Origin of the sequence: Mycobacterium sp. M23085, assembly GCF_045343915.1 — a bacterium.
Lineage (GTDB): Bacteria > Actinomycetota > Actinomycetes > Mycobacteriales > Mycobacteriaceae > Mycobacterium.
The window spans coordinates 1,841,175-1,861,909 of the sequence record NZ_CP174280.1; the positions used below are offsets into that span (position 1 = coordinate 1,841,175).

7 protein-coding genes are annotated in these 20,735 nt (G+C 67.5%); 2 read left to right on the forward strand and 5 right to left on the reverse strand.

The window, feature by feature from the left end; all coding sequences use genetic code 11:
* The 4 genes from ACIUM1_RS08290 to ACIUM1_RS08305 form a co-directional block, all read right to left on the reverse strand.
* The gene (locus ACIUM1_RS08290) at positions 1–927 is read right to left on the reverse strand and encodes an alpha/beta fold hydrolase (protein WP_406816717.1); all 927 of its coding nucleotides are present in this window, start codon (positions 925–927) and stop codon (positions 1–3) included.
* Between the two features lie 2 nt (positions 928–929).
* Positions 930–1,838, reverse strand: coding sequence for a metal-dependent hydrolase (locus ACIUM1_RS08295; RefSeq protein ID WP_406816718.1), 909 nt, complete (start codon positions 1,836–1,838; stop codon positions 930–932).
* A 49-nt stretch (positions 1,839–1,887) separates the two neighbouring features.
* Positions 1,888–5,133: a thioester reductase domain-containing protein gene (locus ACIUM1_RS08300; protein ID WP_406816719.1), complete on the reverse strand. Its 3,246-nt coding sequence runs from the start codon at positions 5,131–5,133 to the stop codon at positions 1,888–1,890.
* A 383-nt stretch (positions 5,134–5,516) separates the two neighbouring features.
* On the reverse strand, positions 5,517–6,509 hold the full coding sequence (locus ACIUM1_RS08305; RefSeq protein ID WP_406817593.1) for a diacylglycerol/lipid kinase family protein: 993 nt from the start codon (positions 6,507–6,509) through the stop codon (positions 5,517–5,519).
* A 194-nt stretch (positions 6,510–6,703) separates the two neighbouring features.
* Between ACIUM1_RS08305 and ACIUM1_RS08310 the strand changes: the two genes are divergently transcribed.
* Both ACIUM1_RS08310 and ACIUM1_RS08315 read left to right on the forward strand, forming a co-directional pair.
* Positions 6,704–7,585 (forward strand): oxidoreductase, encoded by an 882-nt coding sequence (locus ACIUM1_RS08310; protein WP_406816720.1) that lies wholly within the window; start codon positions 6,704–6,706, stop codon positions 7,583–7,585.
* Between the two features lie 113 nt (positions 7,586–7,698).
* Complete coding sequence (locus ACIUM1_RS08315; RefSeq protein WP_406816721.1) at positions 7,699–8,616, forward strand: DMT family transporter; 918 nt, start codon at positions 7,699–7,701, stop codon at positions 8,614–8,616.
* A gap of 20 nt (positions 8,617–8,636) precedes the next feature.
* Here the strand turns inward: ACIUM1_RS08315 and ACIUM1_RS08320 are convergent, their stop codons facing one another.
* Positions 8,637–20,693 (reverse strand): amino acid adenylation domain-containing protein, encoded by a 12,057-nt coding sequence (locus tag ACIUM1_RS08320; RefSeq protein WP_406816722.1) that lies wholly within the window; start codon positions 20,691–20,693, stop codon positions 8,637–8,639.
* Positions 20,694–20,735: the final 42 nt, after the last annotated feature.

Here is a 20,735-nt window from a genome sequence, read left to right on the forward strand (position 1 = left end):
TCACATCTGTCCGGTGCCGCGGTCGGCGGACGGGTCGATCGAGTCGACCCAGTCGGCGGTGAGCCGGGCGATGACGTCGGGGTGGGCGGTGACCACCCAGTGGCCGCCCTCGATCGGGACGACCCGGCTGCCGTCGGGAATAGAGCCGGTAAACCGTTGCAGGGCGGGCGATACGAAGTAGTCGTCGCGGGCGATGAGCACCTGGACCGGAACGGTGGTCTGCGGCAACGTCGCCGGGGGAGACAGCATCGGTGCGGGCATGTTCGCCCGATACAGGTTGAGCCCGTTGAGGTAATCATCGACCGAGCGGTACGCCGCACCGCGCCCGCCGCCGGTACTCGATCCACCGATACGCTCAACCGCCTCAAAGATTTTCACCGTCACCCCCGACCGGATCGCCAGCTCGGGCAGTGCCGGGCACAGGAAAAACCAGATGTAGGACGAGGCCAGAATCTGCTTGACAACGTCGAGGATCGCGCGCGGCGTGCGCGCTGACCGCAGGAACTTGCCCGCGTAATTCAAGTGCGGCCCGGAGACCGACGTGAACGAGGCGATCTTGGGCATCACCGTGTCGTCGGTGACCGCCGCCCACGCCTGGATCGATCCCCAGTCGTGGGCGAGCAGGTGCACGGTGTCCACGCCCAGGCGCTCGATCACCGCGCCGACATCGGCGACCAGCTGCGGCAGCCGATACCCCGAACGGCCTGCCGGCGTTGAGGATTGGCCGGCGCCCCGGACGTCGTAGGCCACCACATTGAATCGGCGAGCCAAAATCGTCGCCACCGGATCCCACACGTGGTGGTTGTCGGGATAGCCGTGAATGGCCAGGATGGTCGGCCGCCCGGGGTCGATGTCGGTGTAGGCATGCACCGCCAGTCGCACGCCGTCGGAGGCGACGACAGAGGTTGAAGCCATTTCGGTCGTCATCGTCAGTGCGACGCGCGGGCGGCCGGTGAGCAGGCCAGGTAGTCGACCGCGCGGCCCACCCCGCCCAGCTGGGACGGATGGAAACTCGGCTGGTAGTAGGCGCCGATGACCCGCAGGAATTGGAACGGCCCGGGCACCAAACCCCGTCGCGCGGCGCGAAAGTAGTCCCGCCAGCGCGGCTTGGTGCCGGGCGGCAGGTAAGGGTCGACCGAGTACATGAACCGCACGCCACGGACGAACAACCACAGCAACGCCGGCGTGATCAGCAGCTGGGTGCGCACCTGCCGCCAATAACCGGCACGCAGGTGCTTCATGGTGTCGAAGGCGACCGCTTTATGCTCGACTTCCTCGGCGCCATGCCAGCGCAACAGGTCCAGCATGACGGGGTCGGTGCCTAAGGCGTCATGCTGCGGGGTGTCGAGAATCCATTCGCCCAGGATGGCGGTGTAGTGCTCGAGCGCGGCAACCATCGACACCCGCTCGAGCAGCCAGCTCTGGCGCCTGCGCGGGCTCCACTGCGGCCGGTCACCGATGAGTTGGGTGAACAGCCAACGCATTTGGTCGGTGAACGGCGTCACGTCGATGTCTTTGACCGCGAAATGCCCGAGCACCCCCGCGTGCGCCTGGGAATGCATGGCCTCCTGGCTGATGAATCCCTGCACGTCGCGGCGCAGTTGGTCGTCTTTGATCAGCGGCAAGGTGTCCTTGAAGGCGGCGACGATGAATTCCTCACCCGCCGGCAGCAACAGGTGCAGCACGTTGCAGAAGTGGGTGGTGAAGGGTTCGTTCGGCACGTAGTAGAACGGCAGCGTCGACCAGTCGAAGTCGACGTCACGCGCCTGCAGGACGATCCGCTCATGGTCGAGCCGGGCGTCGTGCGGTCCCGTTGCCTTGTCATCGACGGTGAACATCGTGTGCCATCCCCTTTCCGTCGCCGGTTCGATCCGCCAGATCGTAAGGCTATGCGCTGCGCTGCGCGTCGCCCTCTACCTCGGTGATCAACCGTTCGCTGCGCAAGAAGCGGACCAGATGATCGACCGTTTCGGTCAGGGCCGGCTCGCGCAGGCGGACCTTGGCCAGCCCCCGCCGGTGACGGTACTGGGTGTTGTCGTAGCGCTTGTCCCGCATCGCCGCGATCTTGTCCGCCGATCGGGTGAGGAAATCGACCAGCGGGTACATCTGGTCGTTCGGCGTGCAGCGGCGGTTCAGCTGCTCGGTGAACGACGGGATGTCATGGTATTCAAAGCGATACCCGTACCGCTCGGACAGGATCCGGGTGACGTCGGTGAGGTTGTAGTAGTCGTCGGCGGTCATGTTGAAGACGCTGCCCGACTCGTCCGGCAGGCCCATCAGCGTGACGATGTGATCCGCGATCAAGTCTGCCGGCAGCAGACTGATCTGGTTGAGCGCGTTGACGGCGACACCGTGCTCGATCATGAACGCCGTCAGCCGCACCAGGATGTCGTCCTGGCTGCCGAAGCCCGCGCGGGTCGGCGAGATCAGCGAGGGCCGGTAGATGCGGACGTCGAGTCCCTTGCGCTGTGCGGCCAGCGCCAGCTGCTCGCCGACCCACTTGGTCTGCGAGTAGCCGAAGTCCAGTCCGGCCATCTTTTCGTTGGCATCCCACTCGCCGACCACCGGCTGGGTGCTCCAGCCGTAGATGAACGTGCTGGAGACCAGGTGAAAAGCCTTGCGGTGGTTGATCATCGCCAGCCGCAACAGCTCACGGGTGCCCTCCACGTTCGCGGGACGCAGGGCGTCATAGGTCCGGACGTAGTTCACCAGGGCGCCGTTGTGCACAACGACGTCGACGTCCTGGGCCAGCTGCTGGAAGGCCGCCTCCCCGATGCCCAGTGCGGGCTCGGCGAGATCACCGCAGACGACGCGGACCCGGGCCCGCACGTCGGCCTCCAGTGCCGGCGTCCAGAGCTGGGCGCGGCGCAGCGACGCGACGATGCGGTCCAGGCCGTGCGCGGCGTCCGTCGCGCGGACCAGTGCATGCACCGTGTAGGAGGTCCGCGCCAGCAGGCTGCTCACCAGGAACGGCCCCAGGAATCCGGTGGCGCCGGTCAGCAGGAGATCGGTGGGCTCACCCGGGCGCGCGGGTGCCAGCTCCGGCAACGGCAGTGCCGCGTCGGCGCGCATCTGGGCGGCCTCGCGGGCCTCGTAGTCGGCGGAGATCTGATCCAACGCGCGGCGCAGGGCGGCCAGCGCTTGGCCGGATCCGTCCCCGAATTGGCTTACCAGACTGAAGAATTCGGAGACCGTCAGCCGCTGCAGCAGGCGGGTGTTGACCTCTTCGGCCAGCTCCCCCGCGCCGTTCTCCTCCAGCAGGGCCTGCAGGTCGGTGCGCAGCTCGGCCAACGCCAGCGAGTCGATGCCGAGGTCGGCGAACGAGCAGTCCTCGTCGCCGGTGAGGTCGTAGCTCTCGATGAGGTTGCGGAACCGCTCCAGCGGACCCGCGGCCAGACCATCGTGAGTCCGGTTGGCCGACTGGTTGATCCAGGTCGTGAAGGCCGGCAGCTTGTCGTCCAGCCACAGCTGCCGGGTCGACGCCCGCCGGATCTTCCCCGACGTGGTCTTGGGAATGATGCGCGGCGGCGCGAAAACGATCGCGTGCGGGTCGATGTGGCAGTGCCGCCGGACGGCGCGGGCCACTGCCTTCGGGTCGGGGTTGTGTTGGTCGCGCACCTCGGCGACGACGATCAGCGCCTCGGACTCGTCGTGTTCGACCGAGAAGGCGGCGACGCAGCCGCTGCGGACGTGCGCGGCGGTGCGCTCGACGATGGCTTCGATGTCGGACGGGTAGCAGTTGACGCCGCGGACGATGATCAGGTCCTTGCTGCGGCCGCAGACAAACAGCTCGCCCTCGTAGAGGAAGCCCAGATCCCCGGTCCGCAGGTAGGTGTGCTCCTCATCGCCGGAAATGCTTGCGCCGAACATCTCCGCGGTGAGCTCCGGACGGTTCCAGTAGCCGGCACCCTTGGACGGTCCGGCCAGCCAGACCTCGCCGACCCGCCCGTCGGGCAGCGCCTGCCGCGATTCGGGATCGACGATGCGAACCAGGCTGCTCTCGATAGGCTTGCCGCAGCTGACCAACGGGACCTGGTTGCTGTTCTCCGGCAGCGCCTTCTCGACGCGAGCGACGTTGCGCTCCAGTCCGCGCTTGTTCACCGCGATGGTCTGGCGCCCGCGGATCGACACGATCAGGGTCGATTCGGCCATACCGTAGGCGCCGGTGAGCGCCTCGGGTCGCAAGCCATACTCGGCGAACCGCTGCCGGAAACGAGCAAACGTCTTGGCGCGCAGCGGCTCTGCGCCCACCACGATGCATTCCAGGCTGCTCAGGTCTACGCCGGCCAATTCGCTGGTCGGCAGCTTGTCCTCGCGCAGGCAGTATTCGAGCGCGAAGTTCGGTCCCGGAGTGTGGGTGGCGTGCACGTCGCTGATGAGCCGCAGCCACGACGATGGCCGGGCGAGGAAGTCCAGCGGCGACATCGCATGCGTCGATCCGCCCAGCAGCACGATGAACATGTAGGCCGAGATCAGCCCCATGTCGTGATGCTGCGGCAGCCAGGAGGCCAGCACCACGTCGCCGGTGAAGGCGGAGCCGTTGGCGATCACGTTGGCGTGGGTGACGATCACGCCCTTGGGATCGCTGGTCGAGCCCGAGGTGTACTGCAGGAAGAACACCTCGCCGGGAGTGTCCGCGACCGGGGCGCCGCCGAAGTCCTGGGCCGCGTCGGTCGCGTACCAGGGCAGCTCCGGCAGGCCGGCGTCCGGGCCGCCTGTCCAGACCTGCGCACCGCGCTGACCCAGCAGCAGGCGGAAGTCGTACTCGAACTGCTTGGTCGACAGCACGGCCACGGCCTGGCAGTCGCGGGCGATGAAGCTGAGCTTGGCCAGCCCCGAATCAAACGACATCGGCAAGGGAGGGCTGACCGGAACGGCGATCACCCCGATGCGCGCGCATGCGTACAGCGCCGCGATCATTTCCGGACCGGGTGGGTAGACCAGCAACGCACGATCGCCCGGCTTGAGGCCGGCCTCTGTGGCCAGGTAGGCGGCCAGTTCGCGGGTGCGCTCCGCGAAGGCCTGGTAGGTGTAGTGCTCGAGTTCGCGCCCGTCGGCGTCGACGAACCGGAAGAGGGTCTGGTCCGGCCTGCGCGCTTCCCACATCTGCAGGTAATCGATCAGCGTCTCCATCGTAGGAGTGATCCCCCTTCCAGGTTGGCTTAGCCCGACAACGACTTTCGTCGTAAATATAAATCCAATGTAGCGCTGTGTGCCCGCCCCGAGCAAAACATCGAGCGGCATTAACGGCCGTTCCGCACCACATTCACAGGATAAACTTAGGCGTCGAAATTAATTGCGCGAATGCTGAGCTACGCGCCTACGGACTTCAGTACTTCAGTGGTCGGCTACCAGGCACTATTACCGTGAATGCCCCTGAGATACTGAACTACGTATCTCAGAATTCGCGCATTTACTATTTCCGCCAAATGCTTGTCTGGCTGGAATGACGCTTTTAACTTCGTCACATCTATTGGCCGAAATCGCAAAGCACGAAACGCAATTCTGGGCGTCGGCTAGGCGGGCTGGGCGATGCGGATGCGGGGGCCGGCGCGGGCCACCAGTTTCACGATGCCGAGGAAACGCTCGCCGTCGATGATCGGCGACAGCGGCTCGTCCTCGGCTTCGATGAGCATCTCGTGGCCGTTGACATCGCGGAGCCCGTTGCCGCGGAGCATGCCGTTGGTAAGGGCGGTCGGAAGCTGCGCCACGATTTTGGATGGCCGTAGGTTTCCGGCCTGGAAGTGCAGTGCACCGGGCTCGGAAGCCTTGGGGAACAACCGAAGCGGGCCGCCGATACGCAGGTCGATCGCGCCGGCGTGCAGCAAGCTGTGCGTGCGGGAGGGGACCTCATCGCCGTCGATCACCACGCGCGCCCGCGTCGGAGTGAACAGGATGGAGGCGTAATTCGGCGTCTTCACGCGGGCCGGGGCGACCTTGGAGGTGATGTAGTCGCCGAAGCTGCGAGCGATCACCCGGGCGACCGCCAGCCGACCGTGATCGGGTGAGTCGTAATACCGGTCGTAGAAACGGTTCCCGACGCCCCCGGCCGCCAGCCCGAAGCAGAGCCGATGAAACGCGGCGCCGTCGGCGGTCTGGCCATCGAGCACGAGCGTGTCCAGGCTCACCTCGGGCGGAGGTCGGTCCGCCTCCGCGGCGGCCGTCAGCGCGCGGATGATCGCTTCGGGCCGCCCGCGCACCCGGGCTTTGCGCGCGACGGCGTTGACGCTGCCGCCGTTGGTCGGGACGAACGCCGGCCAATGTTGCGGATCGCTGATGCAGCGCTCGATCTCGTTGATCAACCAGTGCAGCGCACCGTCGCCACCGTCGCCCACCAGGTGGGTGACCCGCGGTGCGAGCTGCCGGATGGTGTCGCGCAGCTCCTCGATCGAGTGGGTCGAGTGCACCTCTCCGCGGGAGCCGACGATGCGACGCAGTTCGGCGATGCGGTCGGCGGAAGCGGTGCGATTCTTCCGCGCTTTCGGATTGACGATGATGCCTAGATACATCCGGTGATCCCCGACGCGCACCTGACAAAATCCCGCCCTTGCCTTGCGCGCGGCAACCGTCCAGGTGGGATTTCGCTGGTCATCCCAGGCACGATACCCGTGCGCGACTGTGGACCAGTAAGGCTCCCGCACGCCGCCGCAAGGCCCCGCGGCCCGGCGGCCGCCGTCGCAATTGCGAAGTTAAGGTGTCTGCCATGGCCGATTGGACCGCAGCGGAGCTGCCCTCGTTCACCGGACGAACCGTCGTCATCACCGGTGCCAACGCCGGGCTGGGCGAGGTCACCGCGCGCGAGTTGGTCCGGGTCGGCGGGCATGTGATCCTGGCCGTCCGCAACCCCGACAAGGGTCACGCCGCCGCCGCGCGGATGACCGCCTCGGCAACCGGGAAAGCCGAGGTACGGCAACTCGACCTGCAAGACCTGTCCTCGGTGCGGCGCTTTGCCGAGGGCATCGACAGTGTCGACGTCTTGATCAACAACGCCGGCATCATGGCCACCAAACATGCCGTCACCGTCGACGGCTTCGAGGGCCAGATCGGCACCAACCACCTCGGCCACTTCGCGCTGACCAACCTGCTGTTGCCCAAGCTGACCGACCGCGTGGTGACGGTGTCCTCGCTGATGCACCATTTCGGCTACATCAGCCTCAAGGACCTGAACTTTCAGTCGCGTCCGTACTCGGCGTGGCTGGCCTACAGCCAGTCGAAGCTGGCCAACCTGTTGTTCACCAAGGAGTTGCAGCGGCGGCTGGACGGCGTCCGCACGTCGCTGCGCGCGCTGGCCGCCCACCCCGGCTGGTCGCACACGAGCCTGCAGGGCAACTCCGGCCGCAAGCTGGGCGACGCGGCGGTCCTGGCGGTCGACCGGATCGTGTCCACCGATGCCGACTTCGGCGCCCGGCAGACGTTGTATGCCGCCTCGCAGGATTTGCCGGGCGACACCTTCGTCGGCCCGCGATTCGGACTGTACGGCCGCACCCAGCCGACGTGGCGCAACTGGCCGGCAAAGCGCGCCGGGACGGCCACCGCCCTCTGGGAACTGTCCGAGCGGCTGACCGGGACGAAATTTCCGCTCTGAGGCAGCCCGGCGGCGTCGCCGGCCGGCCCGGGCAACCGTCGCCGAGCCCGCCGCTGAGGGCGTGGCTAGATTGGATGGGTAGCGTCACCGCACCCAAGCGAGGAGGTAGTGCCATGTCGGAGGCAACTCTGGCGGCCATTCTCGCCCTGTGCGCCGCACTGGCATCCGCGATCGGCAACGTGGTCCGGCAACGTTCCGCGCAGGAGGTCACCGACAAACGGGTGGGCCACCTGACGTTGTTCGGCATGTTGCTGCGCGATAAGCGTTGGTGGCTGGGCGGGTTGGGGGACATCGGCAGTTACGTGCTGCTGGCCGCCGCGCTGGACAAGGGCTCGGTGTTGCTCGTGATGTCGTTGCAGGTGACGGCGCTGCTGTTCGCCCTGCCGATCTATTCGCGGATGACCGGTAACCGGATCACCCGACGAGAGTGGAGTTGGGCGCTGGTGCTGGCGGTGGCGCTGGCGGTGCTCATCGCGGTCGGAGATCCGACCGGCGGCCAACAGCGCGCGCCGCTGCACACCTGGATCGTGGTGGCCGTGGTAATCGGCCCCCTGTTACTGCTCGGTTTGCTGGGGGCGCGGATCTGGGCGGATCGCCCGCTCGCGGCGCTGCTGCTGGCGGCCGTGGCCGGCACGCTGCTGGCGGTGTTCGCGGTCCTGATGAAAGGCGTCGTCGACATTTTGGAACACCAGCCGGGTCAGCTGTGGCAGAGCTTCGAGCTCTACGCGCTGGTGTTCTGCGGGGCGGCCGGAATGATCTATCACCAATCGGCTTATCGAGCGGGTGCCCTCACCGCGTCGCTGCCGACGATCATCGTGGCGAAGCCCGTGGTGGGCGGGATCCTCGGCATCATCGTGCTCGCCGAGACGTTGGAAGCCGGCGGCTGGGATTGGGTAGTCCTCGCAGTGACGCTCGTGGTGGTGATCGTGGCGACGGTCGGTCTGGCTCGCGGCGAGGCCGCCTCCATGTCCGCCGGCGCGGGGCGTGACGTGAAATCCGGCGCGCGACCGAAGGCGGCCACCCAAGCTTGAGCGGCCGACGGTTCCCCGCGTCACAGCAGACCGAGCAGCTCTAAGCCGGCGGCGTATTGGACGATGACGGACGCCGAGACGTGCGGAATGTCGTTGTCGGGACCCACTTTCGCGTCCTGCACCGCGGCGCGGAACCGATCGGTCGAGACCACGGGACTCCAGATCGGCTCCGCGGGCTGCAACTGAAGCGAATTCGTCGACAGCAACGCCCCGAGGACCGAATGTTCGCGCAGTCGATCCGGCAGGGCGCGCAGCCCGGTCTCGAACCGGCGTAGCCACTCGCCGAAGTCATCGATGCGCTCGATGGGATAGCCGGCCTCGATCAGCCAGTCGACGTACTCGTCGAGCCCGATGCCGTCGTCGTGCTGATTCATCACATGATAGGTCTCAAACCCGTCGACAACCTGAGCACCCAGCGTGGCGATCGCCTCGGCGACGAATTCCACGGACAGACCGTCGTAATGCGCGCGCTGTCGATTGCCTTGGGCGTCAAGGCGATAGAACGAACGCGGCGCGACACCGGTGGCGGCCACGCTGAGCACCATCCGGGTAACCAGGTCCGACAGGTTGAGCTGTCCCGCATACGTGGTGCCGGCCAAGATCATTCCGCTGCGGAACACCGCGACCGGCAGCCCGCACAGGTCATTGGCCTCCCGGAGCAACACCTCGCCGGCCCACTTGCTGTTGCCGTAGCCGTTGACGCGGCTGCCGTCGTTCTTCCGGCTGGGGCTGATGGACCGGATGTCGGCGTCCTCGGTGAATGCCGCGGGCGCGATCTGATCGCCCACGTTGGCCGTCGAAACATAGCTGAAGAGCTTGAGTTTCGTGGTGAGCGCCAACCGGATCAGCTCGGCGGTGCCCACCACGTTGGGCACGAACAACTCGCTGTAGGGCAACGCGCCATTGACCACGGCCGCGGGATCGACGATCAGGTCGACGGACTCGGCCAGCCGCTGCCAGGTTTGTTCGTCCAGGCCCAGGTTCGGTTCGGCCTTGTCGCCGGCGATGACCTCGAGATGATCGGCGGCCAGTTCCCGGAAACACCGCAGCAGCAGCGGGTCGCCGCTGTCGAAGGTCCTCTCCAGGCGGGCGCGGGCCTCGTCGGCGGAGCCCGCCCGCACCAGGCAGATCAACTTCCCGTCGGCCAGTTCCAGGCGCTCGAGCCACTGCAGCACCAGATACCGCCCGAGGAATCCGGTTGCCCCGGTCAGCAAGACCGTCCGCACCTCGGCGCCGGGTCGCGGCAACGACGAAGCACCGGCCAGCGTCGCAGCATCGATGAACTTGTCCAGCGTCAAATCGGCGGCGTACACCTCGGCGGGCACGGAGCCGTGCACGGCCACGAAGCGCGGATCGTCGGCGTGTTCGTCCACGCGTCCGCTCAGGCCGGCGACCGTCGGGGCATCGAAGAGGGTCCGCACGGTCAGGTGGGTGTGCAGGGTTTTGTTGACGGTGGCAATGAGGCGCATCGCGGACAGGGAGTCACCGCCGAGGTCGAAGAAGGAGTCATCGATCCCCACCAGGTCCAGGCCCAGAACCTCCGCGTAGGTGTCAGCGAGGAGTTGTTCGATGTCGTTGCCCGGGGCGCGGTATTCGGCGTCGCGGTAGGCGGGTGGCGGCAGGGCGCGGGTGTCCAGCTTGCCGTTGACCGTCAGCGGCAACGCATCGATCACCACCAGGGCGGCCGGAACCATGTAGGGGGGCAATCCCTCTCGCAGCCGGGCCCGCGCGGTAATCACATCCAGCGCCCCCGGTGCCGACTCGGTGACGTACCCCACCAGACGCTTGTCGCCTGGGCGGTCCTCGCGCACGATCACCACGGCCTGATCCACCGCATCCAAACGGTTGAGCGCTGCCTGGATTTCGCCGAGCTCGATGCGGTACCCACGGATCTTGACCTGCTCGTCGATGCGGCCGAGGTAGCGTAACTGCCCGTCGGGGCCCCAGCGCACCAGATCCCCGGTGCGATACATCCGTTGGCCGGGCCGTCCGGCTCCGCCGAACGGGCAGGCCACGAACCGCGATGCGGTCAACCCGGCCCGGCGAAGATAGCCGGCGCCGAGTCCGAGCCCGGCTACGTACAACTCACCCACGGTGCCCACCGGCACCGGTCGCAACCACGGGTCGAGAACGAAAAACGCCGCCCCGGGCACCGGCGCACCGATCGGCGGTGTCCCCGCCCCGGCGCTCAGGGGTGGACTGACCGCCACGCACATCGTGGTCTCGGTCGGCCCATAGGCGTTGGTCATCACCCGGCCCGGCGCCCACCGATCCACGAGTTCGGCCGAACACGCCTCGGCGGCAACCACCAACGCCGAGGACGCCAACGCCCGCGGCGACAGGGCCGAGACCGCGGAGGGAGTCTGATGCAACACCGTCACCCGCTCGTCAATCAGCAAGGCCTGCAGGTCTTCTGGCAGTGCGGCCACCGACTCGGGCACGATCACCAGCCGCGACCCGTGCAGCAGCGCACCCCAGATCTCCTCCACGGAGGCATCGAAGGCATACGAATACCATTGTGACCACACCTGTCCGGACCCCGAGGGCAGGCCCACGTGCAACGACCCCAGCAACTGCGTCACGTTGTGATGCGTGGTCGCCACGCCCTTTGGCACCCCCGTGGTGCCCGAGGTGTAGACGACGTGGGCGATGTCCTCGGGCTCCGGCATGGGCAGCCGGGAGCACGGCTGGGCTTGTACCGCAGGGCCATTCACATCGATGAGCCGCACCCCTCGCCCGGCGAACCGATCGGCCAACCCCGCCGTGGTGACCGCCGCCACCGGCCTGGCATCACCGATCATGAACTCGATGCGTGCGTCGGGGACCGCCGGGTCCACGGGCAGGTACGCCGCGCCCGACTTGAGCACCCCCAAGATCCCCACGATCGCCTGTGCCGAGCGTTCGAACAACACAGCCACGCACTCACCCGGACGCGCGCCGTAGCCAACCAGCAAGTGCGCCAACCGATTAGACGCATCGTCCAATTGACGGTACGTCATCGACGCACCGGCGCAACTGATCGCCACCGCCTCCGGGGTACGGGCCACCTGTACGGCGAACAACTCGGGAATCGACACCCCTGCCACGGGCGCGCTCAATACCGCCCGATTGCCCAGCAGGTCCAACCGCGCATGCTCGGCGGCATCGAGCACATCCACGGAGGACACCCGTCCCGACGGATCGGCCGTCATCGCCACCAATATCCGCTCCAGGCGATCCACCAACCCCTCAATGGTTTTCGCGTCGAACAGATCGGTGCGGAACTCCACCGCGCCGCCGATGCCGGCGGGCTCGCCGTCCGCGGTGAAGCGTTCGCCGAGCGAAAACGTCAGATCCATGCGGGCGGTGCGGGTCTCCAGCGGCAGCTGGGTGATCTGCAGGTCACCCAAGTCCACTCCCGCGGCGGGGTCGTTGCCGTGCTCACGCAGGTTCTGCCAGGTCATCGAGACCTGAACCAGCGGGTGGTGGCTCAGGGAGCGGATCGGGTTGAGCCGCTCCACCAGCAACTCGAAGGGCACGTCCTGGTGCTCGAGCGCCTCCAGGCTGCGGGTGCGAACCTGGGCCAAAAGCTCGGCGACGGTGGCCTGTCCACCGACATCAACCCGGAGAATCAAGGTGTTGACGAAAAATCCCACCAACTGGTCCAGCGCGGTGTCGTTACGACCAGCGACGGCATAGCCCATCGGAATATCATTGGTCGCAGTGATTTTGGACAGGAGCACGGCCAGGGCCGCCTGGATGACCATGAAGCTGGTGGCGTTGTGTTGACGAGCCAACGCGCGCACCCGCTGTTGCAACTCCGCCGGCCATTCCAGGGCCACGCTCGCCCCACGGTAGTCGGCGACCGACGGGTAGGGCCGGTCGGTGGGGAGTTGCAACCGCTCGGGCATTCCCGCCAGCGCCTCCTGCCAATAGGCCAGCTCGACTCCGATGGGGCTGCCGCTGTCCTCGAGGTCGCCGAACTGGGCGCGCTGCCAGAGCGTGTAATCGGCGTATTGCACGGGCAATGCGGCCCAGCCGGGGGCACGCCCCGCGCACCGGCTGGTGTAGGCGGCTTCCAGATCGCGTACCAGCGGGCTCACCGACCAGCCATCGGCCGCAATGTGATGCACGGTGGCCACCAGCACGTGCTGGTAATCGGTGACGCGGAAAAGCTTGGCGAACAAGGGAATGTGCGTATCCAGCTGGAACGTGTGACGCGCGGCGGCGCCGACGGCCTCGTCCAATCGGGCGGACGACCATGCGCTGGCATCGACAACCTCCCAACCGAAGTCCGCGCGCTCGGGCGCCACGATTTCCTGGTAGGGCACACCGTCGCTATGCGGGAAGACCGTGCGCAGCGATTCATGCCGGCCCACCACGTCCGCAATCGCCTCGCTAAACGCTTTGGCATCGAGTCGGCCGTCCAGCTGCAACGCCACCGCCATGTTGTAAACCGGTGAAGCGCCGTGGAATTGGTCGAGGAACCACAGCCGGCTCTGACCGAATGACAACGGGATCACGGCGGGCCGCTCGCGGGCCACCAGCGGCTGCAGTCCGCCGCCGTCCGCGCGAACCCGGGGCGCCAATTGGGTGATGGCGGGTGCGTCGAACAGGGTACGCACGCTCAGGCGGGTGTTCAGGGCTTTGTTGACCGCGGCGATCAGGCGCATCGCCGTCAGCGAATCGCCGCCGAGGTCGAAGAAAGAGTCATCGACTCCTACGCGCTGCAGGCCCAGGATGTCGGCGTAGGTATTCGCCAGGACCTCCTCGATGGGGTTGCCCGGCGCGCGGTAGTGCGTGTCGCGGTATTCCGGTGCCGGCAACGCACGGCTGTCCAGCTTGCCGTTGACCGTCAACGGCAACGCATCGATCGCCACGACCGCGGCCGGAACCAGGTAGGCCGGCAGCTGCTTGGCCAGCTCTGCACGTGCGACGGCCGGGTCCGCGGCGCCGGTGATGTAGCCCACCAGACGTCTGTCCCCGGGGTTGTCCTCGCGGACGACGACCGTCGCGCTGTTCACGCCGGGCAAACCCGCTAAGGCAGTGCGTATTTCGCCCAACTCGATGCGGTAGCCGCGTACCTTGACCTGCTCGTCGGTGCGCCCGACGTAGTGCAGCTGCCCGTCCGCGCGCCACCGCGCCAGATCGCCGGTGCGATACATGCGCGCACCGGGCGATCCCGGGCCCGCGAAGGGGCATGCCACAAACCGCGACGCGGTCAACGATGACCGGTGCAGGTATCCGACCCCCACGCCGCGTCCGGCGACGTACAACTCACCGACAACGCCGGGCGGTACCCTCCGCAACCAACTGTCGAGCACGAACAACGCCGCGCCGGCCACCGGCGCGCCGATGGGCACCACTGCGGCCCCCGCCTCGAGCGGGGCGCTGATCGTCACATCGACGGTGGTTTCGGTGGGTCCGTAGGCATTCGTCATCACCCGCCCCGGTGCCCACCGATCCACCAATTCGGCCGGGCAAGCCTCGCCGCCCACGATCAACGCCGCCGACTCCAGACCCTCGAGCGACAACGCCGCCAACGCGGAGGGAGTCTGGCTCAACACGCCGACCTGTTCGTCGATCAACAGGGTGCGCAGTTCGTCGGGTGATCCCGCGACCGCCTCGGGTATCACCACCAACCGCCCGCCGTGCAGCAACGCACCCCAGATCTCACGGACCGACGCGTCGAACGCGTAGGAATGCCACTGCGTCGACACCTTCGCGGGCCCCGGTGCGGTCAGGCCGGCGTCCAGTTCCTGCATCAGCTGGGTGACGTTGTGATGTGTGACCGCAACGCCTTTCGGAACCCCGGTCGTACCCGAGGTGTAAATGATGTGGGCGACGTCGTCGGCGGCCGGAACCGGTGGCGCGAAGCTGGGCTGGACGTCGACAGGCCCGTTCACATCGATCACGGTCAGCCCGCGCCCGCCGAACCGCGAGGCGAACTCCGTCGTCGTCACCGCCGCGATCGGCGCGGCGTCACCGAGTACGAACTCGATCCGCGCATCGGGTACCGCGGGATCGATCGGCAGATACGCCGCCCCCGACTTGAGCACGGCCAAGATCGCGACGATGGCCTCCGCCGATCTTGCGAACATCACCGCCACGCACTGCCCGGCGCCCGCACCGCGAGCAATCAACGAGTGCGCCAATCGATTAGCAGCCAGGTCGACCTCGTGATACGTCCAGGAACTCTGCCCGCAACTCAGCGCCACCGCCTCGGGTGTACGAAGCACCTGCGCGGCGAACAATTCCGGAATCGAGGGCCCGGTCACCCGGCGGCCGAGCACAGCTCGATTGCCGAATTCATCGAGGCGCTCCCGCTCGGTCGCGGCGAGCAGATCCACCGACGACAACCGCCGGGCCGGATCGGCCGTCATCGCCGTCAGGATCCGATCCAGCCGATCCGCCAGAGCCGCAACGCTTTCCGCGTCGAACGCGTCGGAGTCATACTCGATTCGCAGCGCCAATTCGGGGCCGGGCGTGGCTTGCAGGGTCAGTGGGTAGTGGGTGGATTCGTGACCGGTGAGCCCCGTGATGGCCAGCTCGCCGAGCTCCATCGAGGCGGCGGCGCCCAGGGGGTAGTTCTCGTAGACGAACAGGGTGTCGAACAGCTGGTCGTGACCGGTGACGCGGTGAATGTCGGTCAGCGCCAGGTGTTCGTGATCCAACGTCCGCTGGTAGGCGTTGTGCAGCTGACCGAGCAGGTCGGCAATGGTGGTGTCGGCGGTCGCCTGCGCCCGCACCGGCACCGTGTTGATCAGCAGGCCGACCATTGATTCGAGCCCGGGCACGTCGGCCGAGCGGCCTGAGACCGCGGCGCCGAAGACGATGTCGCGCTGCCCGGTCAGCGACATCAGCAGCTGCGCCCAGCCGGCCCGCAGCACGGTATTCATGGTGGTGCGGTGCGCTCGAGCCAGTTGGTCCAGCGCCTGGGTGGCCCGCTCGGAGAGCCTGCGCGATTCCATCCCCCGCCGTCCAAGCCTGTGCCGGTGCGGGGCGCCCACCAGCGTGGGTGTGTCGAAGCCGGCCAGCACCTCTCGCCATGCCGCGTGCGCGGAATCGAGGTCCCGCCCGGCCAGCCAGGTCACGAATCTCCGGTACGGCGCCGGGGCGGGGAGGTGCTGGCTGTTATAGGCGGCGAAGATCTCGTGCAGCAGGATCGGCAGGGACGCCCCATCGAGCACGACGTGGTGGTTGGTGAGCACGAACCGGTGCTGGTCCGGGGCGGTGCGGATCAGCGCCGCCCGGAAGACCGGCGGGCCGGCCAGATCGCACACCGCGGCGCGTTCGGCGGCGCACAACCCGTGAACCCGATCCTCGACGTCGACCCGGTCGGCGCCGAGATCGACGTAGCGCCATGGCAGCACGGGTTCGGCGGGGATGATCTGCACGGGCGGGTCGATGTCCGGGCAGAAGCGGGCGGCCAGGTTGGGATGTCGGTTGACCACGGCACGCACCGCCTCGTGCAGCCGGTGCGGATCGATGGGGCCTGCGATGCCGATGGTCAGCTGAATGGCATACAGGTCGGCCCCGTCGGCTTGCGCTGTCGCGGCATGGAAGAGCAGCCCCTGCTGCAGCGGGGTCAACGGCAGCACGTCGGCGACGCGGTCGTGCTGTTCGAGGTCGTCGATCTGCTGCTGGGTGAGACGCGCGGGGAAGACGTCCGACGGGCTCAGCCCGCCCCCACCCCGGCGCACGTGCGCGCAGATGCCGGTCAGCGCCTCGAACCATAACTGGCTCAACCGATTTACCTGAGCATGGTCCAGTGCGGAGGTCGCCCACGTCCAGTTGGCGTGTAGCTGTGGGCCGGTCTCACCGTCGATGGTGCCGGCGTCGAGCGCCAAGCTATGGGTCAGCGGCATCGGCACCGCGGTCGCGACGGCGGTCGCCGACAGACCGTCGAGGGCCGGCCGCCAAACCTCATCGGGAAGCCCGGCCGTGCCGGTCAGCCGCCCCAGATAGTTGAACATGACCGTTGGGTCGCAATCACCCAGTTCGACATCGGGATTCAGGTAGCGCAGCAGCCCGTAGCTGAGCGCCTCGGGCAGGGCGCGCAGCTGCTCTTTGGCGCGCTTGATTACCGCCCCCAGTCCGGCGTCACCGGCCACGACCTTCGCCCAGTCCAGGCCGCCGACGTCGAGTGCCACCGGGTATTTGGCGGTGAACCAGCCCACGGTTCGCGACAGGTCCACGTTGGCGCTCAGCTCGCCGTGGCGACCATGGCCTTCCACGTCGATGCCGATAGTCGTCTCGCCGCCACCCGATAGCTGGGCGATGGCCAGCCCGAAAGCGATCAACAAAATGTCTTGCACCCCAGCGTGAAACGCCGCGGGTACGCCGCCGAGCAGCACGCGGGTCGTCTCCACATCCAGCGGCGCGGAAAAGCGGCCCGCGTTGGCGTGGGTATCGACGCGTTGCGCGGCCGGCAAGGGCGCGGGGGCGGCGGCCAACACCTGCCGCCACGCGACGGCCTGAGCCACCACCTCGGGACGGCGCGCGTGTTCATCGAGCAGCGACGACCACCGGACGAACGCGGTGCCCCCCGGCGGCAACGACACGGGCTGTCCGCTGCGACGCTGGGCCCAGGCGATATTCAGGTCTTCCAACAGGATTCGCCATGACACGCCGTCGACGGCCAGATGATGAATGATCATCACCAATTGACTGGTCGAGGCGATCCAGAGCGCACTGAGCATCGTCCCGGCACCCGGATTCAGCCGCGACCGTGCGGCGATGAGTGCCTCGTCGGACAACTCCTGCACCGATCGCACAGATGCACGGGCGTCCACCGAACCTGGTTCGGGCACCGAGAGCGACCATCCCGCCGCGCCGTCGTCGTCGACGTGCAGCCGCAACATGGCATGCCGATCCAGCAGGGCCTGCAGCACGGCCACCACGTCGGCCTCGTCCACGCCCACGGGTGCCTGGACGAGCATGGTTTGGTTGAACTGATCGACCGGGCCGTCAATGCTTTGCAGCCACCGCATGATCGGAGTCGCAACCACCTCGCCGACAGCCGTGTCGTCGTCGTCGGCGATCGCGACCGTGACGACGCGGGCGAGCCGGGCCACGGTTTGCTCGACGAAAATGTCACGCGGGCGGCACATTACGCCCTCAGCACGCGCGCGGGCGATCACCTGCAGCGACATGATACTGTCGCCGCCCAGGTCGAAGAACGAATCGTCGACCCCGACCCGCGGCAGCCCCAGAACCTGGGCGTAGATGCCGGCCAGGATCTCCTCGATCGCGTCGGCCGGGGGCCGATAGGTCGCGGCAGCATATTCGGGGGCCGGCAGACCGCTGATGTCGAGCTTGCCGTTGCGCGTCAGCGGCAGCGCGTCGATCGCCACGATCGCCGCCGGGACCAGGTAGGCGGGCAGCCGCTCCCCCAGCCGGGTGCGGATCTGGGCGGGGTCGGCGCCGCCGGTGATGTATGCGACAAGACGCAGGGCGGCGGGTGGGTCTTCGCGGGCAATCACCACCGCCGCCGTCACTCCGTCCAGTGCAGCCAGCGTGGCCTGGACTTCGCCGACTTCGATGCGGTGGCCGCGGATTTTGACCTGGCCGTCGGCACGCCCGCGGTAGCGCAGCTGGCCGTCCGGACCCCAGCACGCCCTGTCGCCGGTGCGGTACATGCGTGATCCGGCGTCGCCAAATGGGTTGGCGACGAAGCGTTCCGCGGTCAGGTCGGCGCGTCCCAGGTAGCCGTGCGCCAGCGCGGCGCCACTCAGATGTAGCTCGCCGACCACCCCGACGGGCGCCGGGTTCAGCTGCGCGTCGAGCACCAGGGCCCGCACCCCCGGAATGGGGACGCCGATGCCAAGCGGCTGACCCGGTTCGAGCGCCGGGCTGCAGGTGGCCCAGATGGTGGCTTCGGTGGGGCCGTAGGCGTTGAACATCCGCCTGCCGGGCGCCCAAGCGGTGGCCGCCTCGGCCGGGCAGGCCTCCCCGGTGGCGATCAGGGTGCGTACGCCGGTCAGCCGGGTGCGGTCCAGCGACGCGAGCACCGTCGGGGTGAGCACCGCCGCGCTGATCCGCTGTTCGCGCAGCAATGCGGTCAACGGTTCGCCGGCGGACGCTTCCGGTGGTGCCACCACCAGCGTCGCCGTCGCCGCCACCGCCAGCAACAGTTCGCCAACCGACACATCGAAGGTTGGTGACGCGACCATCAGCAACCGCTCGCCGGCGGTCAGGCCGAATGCGTCGTGGTGGGCGGCCACCCCGAGCAGACCGGCGTGACTGACCGCCACACCCTTCGGTACACCGGTAGATCCGGACGTGAAGATCACATGGGCGGTGTTGGTGGTCCGCAGCGGGGCCAATCGGTCTGCGTCGGTGATCGGTTCCGCTGACCGCGCGGACACGTCGAGAGCGTCGACGGGCAACACCGGGCGCCCGCCGGCCCCGATCACCGTATCGGCGCCGCGGGTCAGCACACAGACCGCCGCGACCGTGTCCAGCACCGTGCTTATCCGCTCGGCCGGATGCGCCGGATCGAGCGGCACATATGCTCCGCCCGCTTTTAGCACCGCCCACCACGCCACGACCAGTTCCAGGCAGCGATCCATCGCCACGCCCACGGCGGACTCCGGACCTACCCCGGCCTCGATCAGCGCCCGGGCCAGCCGCGTCGAGGACTCATCGAGCTCGCGGTACGACAGCCCTCGGCCCCCGTCGACGACCGCCATCGCGTCGGGATCGGCCGACGCCGCCGCGGCCAACAACTCCGGTGCCACGCCCACGGGTGCGGTAGCACCCGCGCCGGACCACACCGAGGTGACCAGATCACGCTCGCCGTGGTCGAGGACCGACACCTCGCGCAACGACGCCGACGGGTCCGCCACCAGAAGGCGTTCGAAGATGGACTCCAGACGGGTTATGTGCCTAGCGATTTCGTCGTCGCTGTAGCGGTCGGGATTCCATCCGAAGTGAACCTGCGGTGCGCCGTCGTCCAACTGCGGATAGATGTTGACCGCGACGTCTTGGATGGGGAAGTTGGTCAAAATGTTGCACGTCGCCAGCGAGGGCCCGAAGTAAATGGGGGCCGCGAAGCCGAGGACGTTGATCACCGGGCCGAATTCGACGTTGGTGTCCAGCCGGGCCCCGTCGCCGATGATGTCCGGGAAGCCCCGGAACTGCTGGTGCCGCAGCGCGCCGACCAGGGCCGTGCCGACTCGGTCGGTCAGGGCGCCGATCGTGTCGTGGTCTTCGACGCGAATGACCAGCGGCACCATGTTCGACACCATGCCCGCACAGTTTTTCAGGGCCACGCTGGTGCGCGCCGAAACCGGCAGTGACAGCGAGACAGTCTGGCGCCCAGTAGTTTTCGAGATGAACACGGCCATGGCCGCGACGACCCGGGCAATGTCGAACTGGTGATTCTCCGCCAGCCGTTGCGTGCACTCGAGCTCACGCACCAGCTGATGCCGCGGTGGCACTGACCGCTGGGTGCCGGCCAGGTCGACGATTTCCAGCGGCTCGCGGACGATGCTCTTCCAGTACTCGGCATCGGCTGTGCTGCGCGACGACTGCTGATATTTCAGGTCCGCGCCGCGGATGACGTCGAAGCCCGAGAAATCGACCTCACCGGTTGCCGGGGCCGCGCCGGAATAGACGTCGGCGATGTGCCGGATGAAGTTGTTGGTGCCATACCCGTCCAGCAGAACGTGGTGGGTGCGCAGGTAGAAGTAACACAGACCGTCGGCGATCCGTAGCAGCATGAAATTGGTGAGCCGGTCGCCGACCAGATCGACCGGGCGTCGGTAATCTTCGTCCATCCAGGCGCGGGCGGCGGCGACCGGGTCGGGCTCGGCACGTAGATCGAGAGTGTTCAGGGTCTGCGGAAGCGAGTGATCGAGTACGAAAACCGGCTCGCCGTCGACCAGCGCCACTCGCGCACAGGGCGAGCCGAATCGGGTGGCCGCCGATTCACATGCGGCCATGAGCTTTTCGGCGTGGACATCGTGATCGATCGCGAGGAACCCGGCAAAGTTGAACGGCACTTCCGGCCGGAGTTCTTGGGCGGCCCATATCGAACGTTGCGCAACGGTCAACGACCCCAGCAGGTCTGGTTGCGTCCCGTAATTGAGCATATGGCGACGGACTTTCTCGTTAGGCGAGCGACTCAGCGCCCG